Below are 1,168 nucleotides of genomic sequence, written 5' to 3'. Positions count from 1 at the left end.
GATCGTGGTCGACGAGGACGCTGCGGTTGCCGCTGTGCCAGTCCAGGGCGAGCAGCCCGTGCGCTCCCACCCGCTGCTGCGCGGCCAGCGCGGTGAGGTGCTCGTGCGGGTCACGGCCCAGCGCGGCGGCCTCCTCGGCGTACGACGCGGGGAAGGCAGTGCGCACGAACCAGCCGAAAATGTCCCCGACACCGCTCTGCCCGGCCTCGTACCCCCACAGCCCCGGCAGGATCCCGCCCTCAACCACCCCGCACATACCCGGCACTTCGGCCCACCGGTCACTGCTCATCACATGACAGGTGGAGGTACCCATGATGGCGACCATCCGGCCGGGTTCGACGGCGGTGGCCGCAGGCGCCGTCACATGGGCGTCGACGTTGCCGACGCACACGGCGATGCCCTCGGGCAGGCCCGTCCACGCCGCGGCCTCCGCCGTCAACCCGCCCGCCCGGTCGCCGAGCTGACCGATCGGCTGCTCCAGCTTGTCCGACACGAAACCGGCAAAACCGGGGTTGAGCGCGGCCAGATAGTCGGAGGAGGGGTAACTGCCGTCCTGGAACTGGCCCTTGTACCCGGCGGTGCACGCATTGCGGACATACGTGCCGGACAGCCGCCACACGATCCAGTCGGCCGCCTCGATCCAGCGGTCGGTCAACTCGTAGAGTTCCGGGTCCTCCTCCAGCAGCTGCAGGGCCTTGGCGAACTCCCACTCCGAGGAGATCTTCCCGCCGTACCGCTGCAGCCAGGGCTCCTTGCGCGCAGCGGCCAGGGCAGTGATCCGGTCGGCCTGGGACTGCGCGGCATGGTGGCGCCACAATTTGACGTAGGCGTGCGGACGGCCGGCCAACTCCGGCAGTTCACACAGGGGCGTGCCGTCCGCGAGGACCGGCAACACCGTGCACGCCGTGAAGTCCGTACCGATACCGACAACCTGCTCCGGCCGCACGCCGGAACGGGCCAGAGCCTCGGGCACGGCGATACGCAGGACGTCGATGTAGTCGCCAGGCACCTGCAGCGCCCAGTCGGGCGGCAGCACAGTGCCGTCAGGGAGGGCCCGGTCCAAGACGGCGTGAGCGTAGGGGTGCTCGGCGACAGCCAGCTCGGCGCCGTCGGCCACCCGGACCACCACAGCCCGCCCGGACAACGTGCCGTAGTCGACTCCGATGAC

1 protein-coding gene is annotated in these 1,168 nt (G+C 70.5%); it reads right to left on the bottom strand.

Going from position 1 to position 1,168, the window contains the following annotated elements; all coding sequences use genetic code 11:
* A partial coding sequence (locus OC490_RS48955; RefSeq protein WP_262064537.1) for a ribulokinase occupies positions 1–1,165 on the bottom strand: 1,165 nt, incomplete at its 3' end.
* Between the last annotated feature and the right edge of the window lie 3 nt (positions 1,166–1,168).

Source organism: Streptomyces sp. STR69, assembly GCF_024519455.1.
Lineage (GTDB): Bacteria > Actinomycetota > Actinomycetes > Streptomycetales > Streptomycetaceae > Streptomyces.
Note: the sequence above shows the minus strand (reverse complement) of the source record. Positions and strands in the feature narration are given on the sequence as shown.